The sequence below is a fragment of the Paenibacillus sp. NPDC058071 genome (genome assembly GCF_042885235.1).
Classification (GTDB): domain Bacteria; phylum Bacillota; class Bacilli; order Paenibacillales; family Paenibacillaceae; genus Pristimantibacillus.
Genome location: NZ_JBHVSK010000025.1, coordinates 63,104 through 79,123 on the forward strand (window position 1 = coordinate 63,104; position 16,020 = coordinate 79,123).

The following is a 16,020-nucleotide window of genomic DNA, read 5'->3' on the forward strand; positions in this document are numbered from 1 at the left end:
AAAGCGGCTTGTGCCCGGAGGCATACGCCTTCTGAAACAGAATCCGCAGAGAGAAATGGAGGATCGTACGTCTGCAGCGAGCGTCAAGAGTAGGGACAAAGAATCTGTGTAACACGTAGCATATGGCTGTATCGTATAGTGGCAAAAACAGCGTAATGATTGACGAAATCAAATGACAACTGCTATCATTACTACTATTGACAAGAAAATAATGCTCGGGAGCTTAGGGAACTATGCTGAGAGGAAAACTAATCCGTTTTCGACCGAAACGACCTGAACTGGGTAATGCCAGCGGAGGAAGCCTATCTGAACGACGGTCGCTGCATTTATGGCGGCCGTCGTTTGTATCCTGCGGAAGAATTGACGATTTTATTGTTCGTCGATGCGGCTGCAGGATGCATGAGCGCTTCATGCGGACCGTTTTTTTATGACGACGGCCGGCATGTAGCGCAGCGGCGCCAAGCCTAGCGGCGTTCCTCGGAGGAGGAACGTCTTTTTTTGTTTTTATCCGTCTGGCGATTCCGGTTACCTAATCATTTTCCGTCAATAGCCATTTACTCAGAGAAGGAGAGAAAGACATGCACAACAAAATGAAACAAAGACTGGCAACAACGAGGGGATGGAAAGCCGTCACAGCGGTGACAGCAGTGCTGTTGCTGCTGGCCGGATGCGGATCCGGCAATGCAGGCGGCGGAAACGACGCTAACGGCGCGGGCAATGGCGAAGGAGCGCCAACGAAAGTGAAAGTGGTGCTGGATTGGACGCCGAACACGAATCATACGGGATTGTATGTTGCAAGAGACAAAGGCTTCTTCAAGGAGCAAGGGCTGGACGTGGAAATTATTCAGCCAGGTCAGGACGGCGCTGACAAAATGGTCGCATCCGGCGGTGCCGAGTTCGGCGTCAGCTATCAGGAGTCGCTGACGATGGCGCGCATCGCAGGCGTGCCGATTGTATCGATTGCAGCTGTCATTCAGCATAACACGTCGGGCTTCGCCTCGCCTGAAGCGAAAGGCATCGATTCGCCGAAAAAGTTTGAAGGCAAAACGTATGGCGGCTGGGGCGCTCCGGTCGAAGCGGCGGTTATCGAGTCGCTGATGAAGGAAGAGCAGGGCGACGTGTCCAAGGTGAACATGATGAGCATCGGGGACGTTGACTTCTTCTCGGCGGTGAAGCGGGACATCGACTTCGCTTGGATTTACTACGCTTGGACCGGCGTGGAAGCGGAACTTCGCGGTGAGAAGCTGAACATGGTTTATTTGACTGATTACAGCGATAAACTGGACTATTATACACCTGTACTTGCGACAAGCGAAGATATGATTGCGAAAAAACCGGAGATCGTGAAAGCGTTCGTTGCCGGTGCGGCAAAAGGCTACGAGTATGCGATCGACCATCCTGAGGAAGCGGCGGAGCTGCTCATCAAAGCTGAGCCAGACTTGAATGCCGAGCTGGTGCAGGCAAGCCAGAAGTGGCTCAGTCCGAAATATAAGGACGATGCGCCGCGCTGGGGCGAGCAAAAGCTGTCGGTCTGGGAAAACTATGCGGCTTGGATGTACGATCACCAGCTGCTAGAGAAAGAGCTGGAAGCGGAGAAGGCGTTCACGAACGAATTTTTACCACAATAATTTAACGCAGAAAAGGGGAAGCGAAACATGGCTAATGCGCTCGTAAGTATTCAAATTTTGCCGACAACGCCGGAGGGACAAAGCGTTTATCCATACGTTGACCGGGCGATCGATATTATTAAGGCTTCCGGCGTTCCTTACCGGGTCGCGCCGCTCGAAACGACGATGGAAGGAGACTTGCAGCAGCTGCTCGGCATCGTTCAGAGAATGAGCGAGGAGTTGGCCGAGCTGGGCTGCCCGTCGATTATTTCGCAAGTCAAAATCTATTACAACCCGTCGAACGGCGCTTCGATGGGCAGGCTGCTGGAGAAATACCCGGATGGACAATAAGCGGCAAGCTTGGCGCAAGGCAGCGCCGCCAGCGCTGCTGTTGGCAACGCTGCTGCTGGCATGGGAGGCTGCCGTCGATTGGGGCGGCATACCCGAATGGCAGCTGCCGGCTCCATCGGCCGTCTTGGCCGAAATGGCGTCAATCTGGCCGCGCTTGATGGAGCATACGGCGGCGACCGTGAAACTGGCACTTATCGGCTTCGCGGGAGGCGCGACCGCCGGCTTCGCGCTCGCTTCCTTGCTTCATCTGCTGCCCTCCGCACGCACAGCCGTTTATCCGCTGCTGGTGCTCTCGCAGAACGTGCCGGTCGTCGCGATCGGACCGCTGCTTGTCATGTGGCTGGGCTACGGCATTTTACCGAAGCTTATGCTCGTATGGATGGTTTGTTTTTTTCCGGTATCGGTTGCCATATTGCAAGGGCTTAAGGATACCGATCCGGCGCTTCGCAATTATATGCGGATGATTGGCGCTTCACGCGGTCAATTGTTTTGGCGGCTCGAGCTGCCTAATGCGGTTACCCATCTGTTCTCCGGACTTAAAATCGCGGCGTCCTACGCGGTGCTCAGCGCTATCGTGGCCGAGTGGATCGGCGCACAGAAAGGACTGGGCTATTTTATGCTGCTGTCGTCTAAAGGCTTTCAGCCGAATCGGGTATTCGCCGCCGTCTTTCTGATTGTGACAATGAGTTTGCTGTTGTTTGGCTTAGTCGCACTGGCGGAGAAAGCCGTCGTACGCTGGCGGCCGCAAAAGGAGGAAAGAGGATGACAAAGCTGACAAGCTCTTCAGTGCAGCCCGGTCAAGACGGAACGCCGGCGCTCGAGCTGCGGAATGTGCATAAAAGCTTTGGCTCGAAAAAGGTGATCGGCGGCTTGTCGCTAACCGTCGGAGATGGCGAGTTCGTCTCCGTCATCGGTCCTTCGGGGAGCGGCAAATCGACACTGTTCCAACTGATTGGCGGTCTTGAGCCTTTGACCGAAGGAGAGGTGCGGATCGGGGGCCGCCGGACGACGGGGCAGCGCGGGCATATCGCCTACATGCCGCAGCAGGCTTCGCTTATGCCATGGCAAACGGTCAGCGGCAACATCGAGCTTGCTCTGAGGCTGGCCGGGATTGAACGCAAGGAGGCCGTGCAGGCGTCGCGAAGCTGGCTCGACCGGATTGGATTGTCTGAATATGCGGACGAATATCCGCATGTGCTGTCCGGCGGCATGCAGCAGCGCGTTTCTTTTCTGCGAGCGCTGTTGTCGCCGCAGCACCTGATGCTCCTTGACGAGCCGTTCGGCGCTCTTGATGCGTTGACGAGGCAGCAGATGCAGCAATGGCTGTTGTCGATATGGGAGGAGAATCGCCGTTCGGTGCTGCTCGTCACGCACAGTATCGAAGAGGCGCTGCTGCTCTCCGACCGGATTATCGTCTTTTCCGACGCTCCTGCGGTGATTACTGCTGAGCTCGAAGTGCCTTTCGAGCGGCCGCGGAGCGAGGATCTGTGGACGCAGTCGTTATTTAATGAAATGAAACAGCATATTTACGGGCTGCTGCATCGAAAGGAGTAGTATCGTGGAGCAACGGAACATCATTGACGCCCATATCCATCTCGACGCTTATCCGGAGGAGGAGCGGGATCGGCTGCTGGAGCAGGCGTTTGCAGCCGGCGTAGAGGCGGTTGTCGCTGTATCGATGGAGCTTTCCTCCTGTGAGACCAACCGCAAGCTCGCTCAGCGCTATCCGGACCGTGTTCACCCGGCATACGGCTTTCATCCTGAGCAGCCGCATCCGGGAGACGAAGCGATCGATGCGCTGATCGCATGGATTCGCGACAAGCATCGTGCTGGAGAGCCGTTTGCAATCGGAGAGGTCGGTCTGCCGTATTACAACCGGACGGAAGCAGAAGAGCAGGGGCGTCCTTTCGATGAAGCGCCCTATATTCGGACACTTGAGAGGTTTGCGGCGCTGGCTGCCGAATTGGATCGACCGCTTGTGCTGCATGCCGTGTACGAAGACGGAGCGAAAGCGTGCGAGATTGCCGCAAAGCATGGCGTTCGGCGCGTTCATTTCCATTGGTTCAAAGGCGATGAAGCGACAATAGAACGGATGATTGCGTCAGGCTGCTATATATCCGTTACGCCCGATGTCGCCTACGAACCGGAGATACAAGCGCTCGTCCGCCGCTATCCGCTTGATTTAATGATGGCTGAAACGGACGGGCCGTGGCCGTTCGAAGGCCCTCACGCCGGCAAGCAAACCGTGCCTGCTATGGCTGCCGATGCGGCCGAAGAGATTGCGGCGATTAAAGGAATACCTGCAAAAGAAGCCGCTGAAGCGCTCACGCGCAACGCGCGCGCATTTTATTCGCTGCAGCTAGAGAAACGGTAGCGTTCGCTTTTATAACCCAATTCCTACTAAATAAAGAAAAGAGACTTCAACAGCTATCGGAATAACCTTCCGTCCTGTAGTGTACACCCTCTTTAAGAATAAGAGTCAAGCTAAACTGCACACCAACGTTAGATGCAATCTAACAAGGGGTGCAGTTTTTTTGTTGTTGGAACCGCAGATTCGCCATTTTCGGCTGAAAAAGCGCTTGTTAGCGCGGCTGCGCCTTAGTCTATTTCTCGCAGAATCGCAGCGATTGCCTAGGCCAAGCAGGTACCTTTTCGCACGTCGGCAATATGTTATATAAAGCTATAGAACGCGATGCTGCAAGGAGGACCTCTATTTTGACATCGATCGGTGTGTTCTGGGGCTATTCGTTTACTCTTTCCTTTGATCAGGAAGGCATCGGCAGGTACTTTTTCCGTCTCATTGAAGGCATGCTGGCCAAAAAAGCGTACGTGATCAAAGTGGCGGTCCAGCCGTGCAACTTGGCGGAGATGGAGCGAGTGCTCGAGCCATTGAAGAAAAGCTATCCGGATTCCCTGCAAATTTTACTCTTCTCCGACGTTCCCGACTTGAACCGCCGCGCCGGCGTCGATTTGTGGATCGTGCCTTACGTCAGCTTGCCTAATGCACTTCAGCTCGACAAGCCTTATTTGCTTTGCTTGCACGACCTGATTTATAAACATGAGAATATGAGCTTAATCTATCGAACAACCAGTCCCGAGCAGTGCAATTACTTGGATCAACTGGCGCCGCTTATGTGCGAGCGGGCCGCAGCCGTCATCTTCAACTCCAACTTTATTTTGCAGCACGACGGTTTGAAGGAAATGAAGCTGCCGCTTTGGAAAACCGCGCTTATCCGTACGTCGGCTCCGGTCGAGGAATTCGAGCTGTTCGGATTAATGGGCGAGGCGAAGCTTCGGCAGAAATACAATCTCGGAACGCCGTACCTGCTGTTTCCGTCGGCGGTTCGCTATCATAAAAATCACGATCGGCTCGTTGTCGCCTTTTTGCAGTTTTTGCAATCCCCGCTCGGACAGCGTTCGAATCTGCAGCTCGTCCTGACCGACCATTTGCACAGCCATCCGATGGGCGTTCAAATCGAAAAAGCGATGATCGCCTGCAACAGTCCGACACTCGTCCAACGGATTCGGTTTATCGGCCGCATCGACTCGACAGATTTGCCGAGCTTGTATAAGTACGCTAAAGGGACCATTGTGCCAACGCTGTTCGAAGGCAATCTGCCGTTTCCGCTGCTGGAGTCGCTAGCGATGAATACGCCGTTAGCCATTAGCCGAATACCGGTTACGCTCGAGCTTGTCCGCAACGTGAACAGCTTTATACACTTCGATCCGTACTCGATCGCCGAGATGAGTGACGCTATCGCCCGGCTTTCGCTCGCCGGTCCGGGGCTTGTCGAGCGAGAGAAGCAGGAAATGAGCGAAGTGATGAAACGCCGCTGGTCGGATGTGGCTAATGAATACGGCAACGTTATCTATAATGTGCTGCGGGCAGCCAGATAAGAGAAGGAGGTGGGCAAAATGTCAGCCTTAACGAAGGAACAGTTTATAACCGCAATCGCTCCGGCCGTGCTGCTGGCGAGAAAAGAAGGATCGGCGCTATTCCCGTCGGTCCGGCTGGCGCTGTGTCTGCTCGAATCGGGAGGCGTCATCCACCCCTGGTATAATCTCGGCGGCGTCAAAACGGGAGGAGCGGCTCCAAACGCGTATTGGCGCGGAGACGCGGTCGTGAAGGGGACGAAGGAGCATATCGACGGGCGCGACATAAATACGACAGCGGCATTCCGCGCCTACGCAAGCGTCTATCATTATTTGAAGGATCAGGACCTGTTGTTTGCAAAACCAAGATATACGCCAGTCCGGGCGGCCGTTACGCCAGAGCAGCAAGCCCGAATGCTGAAAGCTTGCGGATATGCGACCGATCCTGCCTATGATACAAAGCTGATCTCGATCCTTAAGCAATATGGACTTGCGAAATACGATCAGGCAGCTGCCGTCAGCACTACGCTCGCGTTCAAGGGCTCAGCTGCCGCCGCGATTTTGCGTGACGGTCTGGTTGCGGCGGTCGGCTACAAGACGACGGACGGGGTTGTATGGGCGCCAGCCCGCGCATTGGGCGAGTCGCTTGGAGGGAAGATCGGCTGGACCGGGACGAAGGTAACCGTCAACGGCAACGAGTTGAATACAACGCTGGACGTCAGCACCGGTTACGTACCTGTTCGCGAGCTGGCTGCCGCTCTTGGTAAAAGGGCGGTATGGGATCAGTTAGCCGGAACGGTCACGATCGAGGATGCGCAGCCTGCGTCGCCTACTTCTTCGCCAAGCTCCGGCGCTTGATATAGGAAGCGTGGATAGGGCGCAGCAGCCTGGTCGTATAGAGCGTTTCGCGTAATGTACCGGGCGTCGCCGCTAAGGGCGTATCGTAACGCGGGTGCCGATCGGAACGATGCGGGACAGCTCGAGTACGTCTTCATTGTACATGCGGATGCAGCCATGCGATACCAAATGGCCGATCGACGCCGGATCGTTTGTGCCGTGAATGCCGTAATGCGGCTTAGACAAACCCATCCAGAACACGCCGAACGGACCGCCCGGATTCGGTTGTTTGTTAATAATCGTGAACTCCCCGGATGGCGTAGCGGTAACGATGGTTCCGATACCCACCGGGAACGCGCGGACGACGATGTCTCCGTCAAGTAAATAAAGCATGCGATCGGACAGATCGACAATAATTCGGTACTCTGGCGGTCTCACTCCCTTTCTACTGCAAGATGAATAGAGCGTCAACGCTTATTGCAACCTATGCAGGCAGAAGCGGAAGTGCGACGGAAACAGCGGAAATTAGGCGGCGGAAACAAAAAAAAGGTTGAATCGGAAATGAGATCCGGTTCAACCTTTTTGCTGCTGCGGATGACACGGCAGCAGCTCGTCTATAATGGTCGCGATACGGTTCGCATGGTACGGCTTAACGATGAATTCGTTGGCGCCGTTCCGCAGCGCGCGCAGGATCAGTTCGCCTTGTCCCGCTTCCGAGCACATAATCAGTTTTACAGCGGGATCAGCAGCGCGAATTTGTGCTGCCGCGCTAAGGCCGTCCAGGATTGGCATCGCAATGTCCATCAGTATCAGGTCAGGACGCCATGCCTGGTGAAACATAATCGCTTCCATGCCGTCTCCGGCTTCAATGACAACATGTCCCATCGGCTCCAAAATGCCTCTCAATACCCTTCGCATAAAAGCGTTATCGTCCACAACCAGCACGTTCAAACCCTCTGTCATCGTTCAACCTCCCGACAACAAGCATAGCCGGGGGCACTGAACAAATTCTATACAAACGCAAAGGGCGCAAACGGCGATTTGACATTGCTCTTTGCTCGAAGAGGATCATAAACGCTGAGGATGTGCATCTGTCCAGTCGCTCATCCAATCTTCGATCGGTTTCGGGATCGGAATCGCTAATTCTTCTTTAAACAAACGGCAGAGCAGCCGGTACTGCTCGAGTACAGCTCGGCGGTCTCCAATACGGTCGTATATAATCATTAGTCCAAAATGCGCTTCTTCATAGTACGGCAGCAGAGCGGTAATTCGCTTGTATACAGTAAGCGCTGGGACGTTCATAGCGGAATCGGCATAGTATTCGGCTAGCTTCATAGCCTGATGATACCAGATGGCCCGCAGCCGCTGACGTTCGCTCTCCGCCCACAAAAAATCGTATTGTCCCAAATAATCGCCCTCGTAGCGGTCAAGCCAATGTTGATAGAGCTCGTGCGTGTCCGGCCCAAGCTCTCCCAGCTCGACGCCTTCCCGTTCCCACAAATCGGCATCGACTGACGCGTCCTTTAATTGAAGCATATAGCCTTCGCCGCCGCTCATGTTGCGGATTTCGGAATGCAATCCCACCTGCTTCAAGCATTGTCTAGCCTGATAGACGGTTGTGTACAGCTGCGCAGCCGATTTTTTCGCGTCCTGGCCGGGCCACAGCAATTCGATAATTGAATCCTTGCTGACGAAGGCGTCGCGGTTATGCAGCAAATAGGCGAACAGTTCGAGCGCCTTAGACGTTCTCCAGCGAAATGGCGAGGGCGGACCGCCGTCGATCGAATGGCGAAGCGTATCGAAGCAATGGATAACAGCCGGCCCTGTACGGAGGGAAGTTTCCTGCTCTCGTCCGCTGCGATCGATCGAGTAGCGGTTCTTGATCCGCTCTACTGTTTTCGCGATTCGGGAACGGTTAATCGGCTTCAGCAAATAGTCGAGCGCGCTGAGCTCGAAAGCATCGATCGCATAGCGGTCGTAAGCGGTTATAAAAACGATTTGAGCGCCAGGAATGGCGTCCTGCAGCTTTTCCGCTGCCTGCAGACCGTCCATTTCCGGCATGTTGATGTCGAGAAAAATGACGTCCGGACGCAAAGCAGGCGCTTCCTCGAGCGCTGCAAACGGGTTGGTGTAAGCGCCGACCACCGCGATGCCGTCCCATTCGAGAAGCATATGTTCCAACTGCCGCAATGCAAGCCGTTCGTCGTCTATCAATATCGTTCTAATCATCGTTTATCACCATTTCACCTTTCATCTTCCGAACGGAACGCTGCCGGCACTTCAAAAGTGATGCATGTGCCCAATCCCGGCTTGCTGCGAATGCGAAGCCCGCTGCCGTACGTCTTTTTAAGTCTTCTGTCCGTATTGCTGATGCCGATGCCGCGTTTGCTCGCGTTTGCCCGATTGAGCAGTTCCTTGATACTCTTGTCCGACATTCCTTTGCCGGAGTCGATGACAGAGATAACGGTGCATCCGTCCCGTTCCTCGATTCTTATCCGAACAGAGCCGCCGCGCCCCCGGCTCATTGCTCCGTGCCGCACCGCATTCTCGACTAGCGGCTGAATGGTCAAGGGCGGGATGAACAAGCTGCTGTCGACCATTTTCCAGTCAATTCGCAGCCGTTCGCCGAACCGTTCCTGCTCGATAAATAAATAGGCTTTAAGCAAATCGAGCTCATACCGAATGGGGACGATTTGCTCGGAATTCCAAAGGTTGAAGCTGATTCGCAAGTAATCGCTGAACGCTTCGATCAAATCGTACATTTTTTCCGAATCGAGGCGGCTTAATGCCGTTATGGAATTAAGCGTGTTGAACAGGAAATGGGGCTGAATGCGGGCTTGATGGTAGGCCGCCTCCATCTGCAGCTGTTCCTCTACCGATTGCTTCAAGCCGACAAGGGCACGCACTCTCATTCGCAGTTCATTGGCGTCGACCGGTTTGACTACATAGTCGTTCGCCCCCGACCGAAAGCCCGAGTAGGTGTCGGCCGGCCTGCTGCGCGCAGTGAGAAGCAGGACGGGGAGTTCCGTCTGCGAGTATTGCTCCCGTATGCGTGCAGTCAACTCGTAGCCGGACATGCCGGGCATCATAACGTCTGCGACAACAAGCGAATACGCCGTCGTTTGTATGCGCTCCAGCGCTTGGCTCCCGCTCGTTGCGGAGGTGATACGGTATCCTTCCGACGCCAGTATGCCTCGTAATACTTTCAAATTGACGGGATCGTCATCGACGACAAGAACGGCCGGCTTGTCGCTTCCGGATTCGGGTGTGAAGGCAGTGCTCGATGCCGTTTCCGTCTTCGGCAGCTCGCCGAATTCCTCAGCGGCTTCGGTTTGTAGAATAGAAGATTCCTTCGTAAAAACGGACGAAGCGGCGTCAGTCGCATTTTGTAACGGCATGGCGAATGAAAATACGGAGCCGCGCCCAAGCTCGGATCGAACCGAAAGCGTCCCGCCGTGCAGCTCGATCAGCTGCTTGCAGATGCTAAGACCAAGACCAATGCCGCCGCTTGGATGTTGAGACGCCGGGTCGCCCTGCTCATACGGGCGGAACACGCGCGTTAGCTCCGCTTCACTCATGCCGGCTCCAGTGTCCGACACATGGATGAGGGCCTGGTTGTCCGACGTTTCCGCCGTTACCCGAATCAACCCCTTTTCTGTAAATTTCAATGCATTATGAAGCAGATTGAACATAATTTGAACGAGTCTTTTCTCGTCGCCGCCTATAGCCGGAAAGTCGTCTTCAATTGCCATTTCGAATCGGATCGGCCTGCCTTCGGACATCACCCTGACAATATCCAAAACACCGGATACGATCGATTGGATTCGAACGGGCGCTTTGTGCAGACGTATGCGATTTTCTCTCAGCTGATTGATATCCAGCAAATCGTTTAAGAGCAGCGACATTCGGCGTCCGACTGTAATTAACAATTCCAAGTAATCTTTATTCTCCGCGCCGAGCCGGGAGGCTTTCTTGTCATTGTCGAGCATCGTCTGTGCGATGTTGACAATGCCGTGAAGAGGCGTGCGCAGCTCATGCGACGTATTGGCTAAAAATTCATCTTTTAATTTATCGGTTTTTTTCAATTGATCGGCCAGCTGCCGGGTTTCGGAGGCATTGTCGAAAAACCGCTTGAACCAGTAGGCCGCGAACAGCAGACTAGCGGCGATCGTATCAAAAGGATAATAGCCTGCGTTTAAACCCGCTATATTTTTGGCGATTCCCCAGCCTACGCTGCCGGCGATTGCTGTCGCTCCAAGCACTAGATAGATAGCGTTCCGGTCGAATTTCATCGTAATCCGGAGAAGCGCAGCGGGAACGAAGAAGTAGGGAACGGCCATCAATACGAGCAAATAATCACTCTTAATCGTTTGATAGAAAGGGATGCTGAGCGTTAAAACGGCTATGCTTGCGAGTCCGAATATCGTTAAACCGTCCTGTACTCTTTTATTGATCGCCAACGGGAACAGATTCTTAATAAATTGAAGGAAGAACAGTGCAATACCCATATAGGCGATAATCGTCAGCCGAACGGACCATTCGTACGGAATTGAAAACCAGCTAAGCAGCTGTTTTTCATCGTCGATTAGGATCGATAAGACCGAACAGCCGATCGCCCCGACGAAGTAGAGAAGACTTGTTCTCATTTGGCGATTGATAATTGAAATAACGGCTGAATAAATGACGAGCATTAATAAAATGGCGCAGGCGATCCATTCCATGCCGTAGGAATAGGCTCGTTCTTTGCCGATTGCTTCCGCTGCCCCGAACTTGATAGACTGCTTCGTCCATCCGGCCGTTTTGCCGATATGATTCGAGACGTGTACGACTACCTCGACAGAGCTTTTGTCCGAATGAAAAAAGAAATAGGCCGGTAAAACGCGCTGTATCTCTTTGTCCGCCGAGGCAGCCGGTCTGCCGGTCTGCAGTTTTTTATTGCCATCTATGTATAATTCGGAGGCGGCCGGCGTATCCGGCATACGGATGCCGTACAGCCCGTCTCCGCCGGATGGGAGCCTGATCATCAACCGATAAGTGCCGTAGCGGCAGCTAGCGGAATCACCGTCGGTGCAGTGGCTTTTAGAAATCGGCATTCGCATGATCAACGGATCTCGTCCATCCTCGCCCGAAGAGCCGGCTTTAAGAAATGTTCCGGGGAAGTATTCCCACTCGCCGTCCAGCGTGACTAGCTTTTCGAGGTTCCGCGTCGTCAAATCGAGGACGCCGTTGGCCGCTGACGGCTGCTGTTCCTTCAATGGCCATCCGGTTAGCAAACGGAATGCGGTTAAGACGAATAAGAGAAGCACGCATAGCCATATGATTTTTTTAAGACTCATGAAGGTGATTTCCTTTCGATATCGAACAGAAAATGGTAAAGCTGCTCTGCGTTGTAATCATTCTGTTACACTCGTAAACGATATGCCTATTATAATCGTTAACGTAACGATTTGATATGAAGACAACAACTTGAGGAGCTATGCCATGAACAACCGCGCACTTATACGCCGCACCGGCAACAGCCGCAATATTCGCAGCAATTATTCCAATTCGATCTCGGATCCAGGCTTTCGCAAGCAATCGCTTTTCTCGGCTTCCGCCGAAAGAGGAGGACGCTTTCATGACGAGTAAGACCGGCAACGGCAGACGCTATATGCCCGGACTTGACGGCTTTCGCGCCGTCGCGGTTCTGGCTGTCATCGCTTACCATTTGAATATGCCTGGCATGCGTGGCGGCTTGCTTGGGGTAACGCTGTTTTTTGTGCTGTCCGGCTATCTCATTACTGATATTTTGCTCAGCCAGCATGAACGCGGCAAGCGCATGAATTTGAAAGCCTTTTGGTTAGGAAGGGCGCGGCGATTGCTGCCCGCGATGCTGCTGACGCTGGCAGCTGTTGCAATTTATCTCTATGCGGTCGATCCCGGCCGATTAAATACTCTTAAAGGTGATATCGGTTCTTCCGTCCTATACGTGAATAACTGGTGGATGATTTTCCACGAAGTATCGTATTTCGAAAGCTTCGGCCCGCCGTCGCCGTTCGGCCATTTATGGTCGCTGGCGGTAGAGGAGCAATTTTATGTCTTATGGCCGCTGCTGCTGTTGCTGCTGCTCCACTATTTGCCGAAGCGGGGAAAAGCCGCTCTGGCCATGACGGCTGCCGCTCTTGTCTCTGCCGCAATGATGGCGGTTCTCTACGATCCTTCAGCCGATCCAAGCCGGGTCTACTACGGAACGGATACGAGAGCGTTCGCTCTGCTTATCGGCTCGGCGCTTGCCGTTGTCTGGCCGAGCCGAAAGCTGAACGAGTCGGCTGGCACCGGCAGCCGGATCGCGATCGATGCAATCGGCTGGAGCGGATTGGCCGTTATAGTCGGTTTTTTTGTCTTGGCGAATCCTTATGATGCCTTTCTGTACCGTGGCGGCATGCTATTGTTCTCCATTGCCGTCGCTGTTGCCGTCGCGGCACTGGCTCATCCGGCCGGCAGGAGCGGAAAATGGATGGGAAGCGCCCCGTTGAAATGGCTGGGCACGCGCTCTTACGGCATTTATTTGTATCATTATCCGATTATCATGTTGTCAACGCCCGTCCGTGAAACCGGCCAATTTGATCCGCTTCGGTCCGTGCTGCAAGTTGCGGCGACGATTGCGGTCGCAGAGATGTCCTATCGCTGGCTCGAACAGCCGATTCGTTACGGCGGCGTCGGCAAGCTGCTGGAGCCGGTTCGCCGTTATTTTAAAGAACATCGGATTGGCAGCGGCGCGGCAGTCGCCGCTCTGTCCTTGTTTGTTTTTGGCGCATGCTTTGCTTTCGCTTTGAATAGCGGAAGCATCGATATTTTGACGGTCAACGCGAAGCAAGCGGACATGACCGCAGGCGCCGTCGTCGCAAAGGACATCAATTCAGCGCTCAATACGCCGCTGCCGGTTCTCGATTTATCCGATGGACCGGTGCCGAAAGGCAATGCGGTTGCGAAGGAGACAACGGCGGGGCAAGTGGACGAAAGCGGCACAAAGGATCAAGCGGCGAGCAAAGCGCCCGCGGTCGTGAAGCCGCCGAAGGCTGCGGTCACACCCGATCCACAGAACACGCCAGATGGAAAAGGGGAGGATGGAATAGGGAACGGCTACGCGATGGAAGACGAAGAAACGACGCCGGACAAGGAAAAGGGCGGCTCATCAGTGGGATTGCCGTCTCCGCCGCAATCTCCATCGCCAACGAAGAATCCGAATACGGGTTCAGAAGAAGGGCGGTCTGAACCGTCTCCCAATGAAAAGGCACGGCCGGTTGCGGTGACGGCGATCGGCGACTCCGTCATTTTGGATGCGGCTCCCTATTTGGAGAAGCTGCTCCCCGGCATTGTCATAGACGGCAAAATCGGCCGTCAAATGCGGCAGTCGGTGGACGTTGTTGAACAGTTGAAGGAACAGCAAAAGCTGGGCGATACCGTCATTATCGAGCTGGGTACGAACGGCGCTTTTACCGGCAAGCAGCTGAATAAGCTGCTTCAATCGATTGGCGAAGAGCGGAGAGTTCTGCTCGTCAATACGCGAGTGCCGCGAAATTGGCAGGATACAGTCAATAAACTGATTGCAGAGGCGGCTGCCGGCGCGCCTAATGTGACGCTGGTCGATTGGTACGCGGCGAGCGAAGAGGAAGACGATTATTTTGCCGCCGACGGCGTGCATTTGAAGATATCCGGGGCGAAAGCCTATGCGGCGATGCTGGCAGATGCGGTCAAGGCAACCGATTGAAGCGATCAGAATGGAAACGTTCCTTTTGTAACATAATGAGTACGTCTTGCCAAACTAACCTAAAGGAGTGTCGGTTTGTATGCGTGAAGGTTTGATTCCTGCGGTTCTCGGAACCGTAGTAACGGCTTCGGGCGCTGCCGCGATGCTGAAGAGCAGGTATAAGCTTGTAGGGACGGGTGTTCTCGGATTTGGTCTGGCCCATATGGTTTTGGGAGCGATCGATTTGATCGAGCGTCGGTAAACGTTTGGCGGGATAACGAAAGGGAGGCTCAGAGGAGTCTCCCTTTTTGCGTGGATCAGATCAGTTGAATGACTTGTAAATAAGCGTAGGAATAGGAAGGAGTGCCGGATACGACGGTTGGCACAACTTGAACCGTATCCCCGGCGTCAAGCGGCAGCAGCAGAGAAGCATGCACGGGAACGGTAATGATCATCTGGTCGGCGGAAGCAGCGTTGGCTACGACCGAATATTGCGGAATGAAATCCGGAACTTCGAACGCGTTAATGAAGACGTTTAGGAAAAAGGCTTCATGCGCAGCCGAATTAAGGCTGGCCGCGAGCGCGTATTGCACTTGGTAAACACCTGTCTTCAACACTTGTATGCCATTCTGATTATAGACGGCATCCCTCATCAGTCCTGCGTTCGGAAATAGAATCGGGGAGTTAAGCGTCATCGGTAAGGTGGTGGCTTGCCGAGTGATATAACCATAAGCGGCCGGTACCGATGGACCGGGTTCGCCTTGCGGTCCTTGCAGTCCTTGAGGACCGGACGATCCTTGCAGCCCGGTCTGTCCTGCCGGCCCCTGAGGTCCCGGCGGCCCCTGAGGTCCCGGCGGCCCTTGAGGTCCTTGAGGTCCTGCCGGTCCGGTAGGTCCCGTCATGCCCGTCATCCCGGTAAGTCCCGTATGCCCTGTATGGCCGCTGTCTCCCATTGCTTTTCCCGCTCCTTTTATCTCATTATTCTAGTAGTCTATTCTATGAAAATATAAGGGTGTCGGTGAAGGCGGAAACAGCGGAGAAGAACGAGTGTATTTTAGTAGAATGCGATAGTTTCTGGAGGGAACAAAAAAATCGGGGGCTGTCCCAAAAGTAGATATGCTTGCTTAAGGAGACAGCTCGCTTGATGAAAAATCATACGAAGAACCAAGAAAAAGCGGTGCGGGGTAGTTATCCCTGCATCGCTTTTTCTTCGTTCCGGTCGATTGCCACCTTCTTGAGCAAATTATGGGCGAGCGAAAGCCATCCGACCTCAAGGCTCACTTTGGGCAGGCCTCGAAGCAGAAAACGTCGGAATCCTCGATTGTTTTTTAATTGTCCAAATACACTCTCTGGTTCAATCATTCTTCGAACCGACAGCGCGTATCCTTCCTCACTCCTGAGCTTCTCCCGTACTTGCTGCTTGTAACGGAGGTATTTCAAGCTCACGCTAATCTCCCGGTTCCCTTGTGCTTTCGTACAACTTGGTTTTAGCGGACACCCTTCGCAGCTTTCGCTCCGGTAGTGGCGTTTCCGCAACTCATATCCACTTTCCGTCTTTTCTTTGCTTTCATAACGAAATAGCAGCTTCCGGCCTGCGGCACACGTCCACGTATCTTCACCTTC

16 protein-coding genes and 1 riboswitch are annotated in these 16,020 nt (G+C 53.9%); of the genes, 10 read left to right on the top strand and 6 right to left on the bottom strand.

Annotated features, from left to right (window positions below):
* The first annotated feature begins 205 nt into the window (after window positions 1–205).
* Window positions 206–317: riboswitch (TPP riboswitch) on the top strand.
* Window positions 318–578: 261 nt separating this feature from the next.
* The 7 genes from ACFVTB_RS26450 (at window position 579) to ACFVTB_RS26480 (ending at window position 6,689) form a co-directional block, all read left to right on the top strand.
* A complete protein-coding gene (locus ACFVTB_RS26450) occupies window positions 579–1,628 on the top strand; it encodes an ABC transporter substrate-binding protein (RefSeq protein ID WP_387756185.1) in 1,050 nt (349 codons plus the stop codon).
* Window positions 1,629–1,655: 27 nt separating this feature from the next.
* Window positions 1,656–1,958, top strand: coding sequence for a thiamine-binding protein (locus tag ACFVTB_RS26455; protein WP_387756187.1), 303 nt, complete (start codon window positions 1,656–1,658; stop codon window positions 1,956–1,958).
* On the top strand, window positions 1,948–2,724 hold the full coding sequence (locus tag ACFVTB_RS26460) for an ABC transporter permease (RefSeq protein ID WP_387756189.1): 777 nt from the start codon (window positions 1,948–1,950) through the stop codon (window positions 2,722–2,724). Before ACFVTB_RS26455 ends, ACFVTB_RS26460 begins: the two co-directional genes overlap by 11 nt.
* Window positions 2,721–3,512 (top strand): ABC transporter ATP-binding protein, encoded by a 792-nt coding sequence (locus tag ACFVTB_RS26465; RefSeq protein ID WP_387756191.1) that lies wholly within the window; start codon window positions 2,721–2,723, stop codon window positions 3,510–3,512. Before ACFVTB_RS26460 ends, ACFVTB_RS26465 begins: the two co-directional genes overlap by 4 nt.
* Window positions 3,513–3,516: 4 nt before the next feature.
* The gene (locus ACFVTB_RS26470) at window positions 3,517–4,332 is read left to right on the top strand and encodes a TatD family hydrolase (protein WP_387756193.1); all 816 of its coding nucleotides are present in this window, start codon (window positions 3,517–3,519) and stop codon (window positions 4,330–4,332) included.
* Window positions 4,333–4,673: 341 nt separating this feature from the next.
* Entirely contained in the window at window positions 4,674–5,855 is a 1,182-nt protein-coding gene (locus ACFVTB_RS26475) for a glycosyltransferase (protein ID WP_387756195.1), read from the top strand.
* Window positions 5,856–5,873: 18 nt separating this feature from the next.
* A complete protein-coding gene (locus ACFVTB_RS26480) occupies window positions 5,874–6,689 on the top strand; it encodes a glucosaminidase domain-containing protein (RefSeq protein WP_387756197.1) in 816 nt (271 codons plus the stop codon).
* A 72-nt stretch (window positions 6,690–6,761) separates the two neighbouring features.
* On the opposite strand, the gene ACFVTB_RS26485 is transcribed toward ACFVTB_RS26480, so the two are convergent.
* The 4 genes from ACFVTB_RS26485 to ACFVTB_RS26500 form a co-directional block, all read right to left on the bottom strand.
* Window positions 6,762–7,106, bottom strand: coding sequence for a L,D-transpeptidase (locus ACFVTB_RS26485; RefSeq protein WP_387756199.1), 345 nt, complete (start codon window positions 7,104–7,106; stop codon window positions 6,762–6,764).
* 135 nt (window positions 7,107–7,241) lie between these two features.
* Window positions 7,242–7,631 carry a response regulator gene (locus ACFVTB_RS26490; RefSeq protein WP_387756201.1) on the bottom strand — a complete coding sequence of 130 codons (390 nt, stop codon included), beginning with the start codon at window positions 7,629–7,631 and terminating at the stop codon, window positions 7,242–7,244.
* 105 nt (window positions 7,632–7,736) lie between these two features.
* The gene (locus ACFVTB_RS26495) at window positions 7,737–8,897 is read right to left on the bottom strand and encodes a response regulator (RefSeq protein ID WP_387756203.1); all 1,161 of its coding nucleotides are present in this window, start codon (window positions 8,895–8,897) and stop codon (window positions 7,737–7,739) included.
* Between the two features lie 14 nt (window positions 8,898–8,911).
* Window positions 8,912–12,004: a hybrid sensor histidine kinase/response regulator gene (locus ACFVTB_RS26500; RefSeq protein WP_387756205.1), complete on the bottom strand. Its 3,093-nt coding sequence runs from the start codon at window positions 12,002–12,004 to the stop codon at window positions 8,912–8,914.
* 145 nt (window positions 12,005–12,149) lie between these two features.
* Between ACFVTB_RS26500 and ACFVTB_RS26505 the strand changes: the two genes are divergently transcribed.
* The 3 genes from ACFVTB_RS26505 to ACFVTB_RS26515 all read left to right on the top strand — a co-directional run bounded on the left by ACFVTB_RS26505 (window position 12,150) and on the right by ACFVTB_RS26515 (window position 14,659).
* Window positions 12,150–12,296, top strand: coding sequence for a hypothetical protein (locus tag ACFVTB_RS26505; RefSeq protein WP_387756207.1), 147 nt, complete (start codon window positions 12,150–12,152; stop codon window positions 12,294–12,296).
* Window positions 12,286–14,418, top strand: a complete 2,133-nt coding sequence (locus tag ACFVTB_RS26510) for an acyltransferase family protein (RefSeq protein ID WP_387756209.1) — start codon at window positions 12,286–12,288, stop codon at window positions 14,416–14,418. Before ACFVTB_RS26505 ends, ACFVTB_RS26510 begins: the two co-directional genes overlap by 11 nt.
* Window positions 14,419–14,497: 79 nt before the next feature.
* On the top strand, window positions 14,498–14,659 hold the full coding sequence (locus ACFVTB_RS26515) for an asparagine synthase (protein WP_387756211.1): 162 nt from the start codon (window positions 14,498–14,500) through the stop codon (window positions 14,657–14,659).
* Window positions 14,660–14,714: 55 nt separating this feature from the next.
* Here ACFVTB_RS26515 and ACFVTB_RS26520 read toward each other — a convergent pair whose 3' ends face one another.
* Together ACFVTB_RS26520 and ACFVTB_RS26525 are read right to left on the bottom strand one after the other, a co-directional pair.
* Window positions 14,715–15,350: a hypothetical protein gene (locus ACFVTB_RS26520; protein WP_387756213.1), complete on the bottom strand. Its 636-nt coding sequence runs from the start codon at window positions 15,348–15,350 to the stop codon at window positions 14,715–14,717.
* A 235-nt stretch (window positions 15,351–15,585) separates the two neighbouring features.
* The coding region (locus ACFVTB_RS26525; protein WP_387756215.1) for a transposase at window positions 15,586–16,020 on the bottom strand (435 nt) is incomplete at its 5' end.